Raw genomic sequence first — 1,360 nt, 5'->3', positions numbered from 1 at the left:
CAGAAGTGCGGGCATTGCCGTATCGAGTTTCTCTCGAATGCCTGCCAGCATGGTTTCCCACGAGAGCCCGAGGCGTCGCGCGACCAACCCGGCAAACACCGCCGAAAGGATTAGTAGAGGTTCAGGTGCTAGACCCAGTATTCCGTATCCCCCAGCTAGTAAAAGCAGCATCGCCACTAGTGGAATCAGCGACAGGAAGAGCGAAGGAGAGCGGGATTGAGAAGTTTGGGGTGTGCTCTCTTGTGCCAGGTTCTTTTGATTTTTCAACCGAATGCTCCTTGAATGAGGATGTTTCCGTCACAGTAGACCTGCTTCCCGCAGGAAAATGCGTGTTGAATTTGTTGGTTCTCGTCTGTTAGGACGATGTCGGCGTCATTGCCTGCGGCTAGCCGCCCCTTATGATGGAGCTTCAGCGCATCAGCTGTGTTCGAAGTGGCGAGAGCCAATGCATCGGAGAAGCCCAACTCGGGAATTTCAGCACAAGCCCACACTTGCTGATAAAGAGTCTCCTGTTTCGCCAGGCTTAGCCCTACGAGCTTATTATGCTCATCGAATTTTGGAAGGCTGCCGTTGCCATCGGAAGACAGAGTGATCCTGCGTAAATCACCGCCGAAGCTCGCGTATTGTCTTACCCAGTCGACGGTGTCATCTTCGGCAGTCATATCGACGAAGGCACCTTTGGAAGCAAGACTTACTGCATCCTTAAGGAGTTCTTCACTGCGCGTTATATGCGTCGCGTATACAGAGCTTGCGGGAACGGGATAGCCATCGATGAGCTTATGAAGCAGAGACAAACGATCCGAATGAGGACCCACATGGAAGTGTGTCACTCCGGCCTTCTTACTGAGTAATCCACCCACATGGCATTGGCTCGTTAAGTGGGCGAGATCCTCAACGCCGGGTTGGAACGACCTGGGATCCGAAATCGCGATTTCACCGGCACCGATGATTTTGTCAATGAGTACAATGTCGTCAATGACCGAACCGGTGAGCGTGCGAGCTGGCAATTGATAATTCCCGGTAAAAATGTAGGTAGAGATTCCCTCTAAGCCTCGTGCCTTGGCCAGTAATCCTGAGGTATCCCTAGTGATTCCGTCTGTGCCGAGACATCCAACCACCGTAGTAACACCGGCGGCCACGATATCTGTCACATTGATCTCTGGGGTCCGGTTGGCAAATCCACCTTCGCCGCCGCCGCCCATGATGTGAACGTGAGGATCAATGAAGCCCGGTGTGGCGACAAGACCACCAGCTTCAAGAATTTGTGATCCGGGTAAATCGTTGAGCAAGTCCGCCTGAAGCTCGCCTATGAAGGAGATCTTTTGCCCTTCGATCAGGACGTCCTGATGGCCGAGGAATT

General features: G+C 52.9%; 1 protein-coding gene and 1 pseudogene. Both read right to left on the bottom strand.

The genetic code is table 11. From position 1 onward, the window contains the following. Positions 1-267: pseudogene (locus H535_RS28765) on the bottom strand (hypothetical protein); the annotation flags it as partial. After that, a partial coding sequence (gene iadA / locus H535_RS0121635) for a beta-aspartyl-peptidase (RefSeq protein WP_026821181.1) occupies positions 264-1,360 on the bottom strand: 1,097 nt, incomplete at its 5' end. The pseudogene H535_RS28765 and the gene iadA, both read right to left, overlap by 4 nt.

Source organism: Arthrobacter castelli DSM 16402 (genome assembly GCF_000430705.1).
GTDB classification, from domain to species: domain Bacteria; phylum Actinomycetota; class Actinomycetes; order Actinomycetales; family Micrococcaceae; genus Arthrobacter_C; species Arthrobacter_C castelli.
The sequence above is the reverse complement of the archived record's forward strand: the minus strand, read 5'-3'. Positions and strand labels throughout refer to the sequence as shown.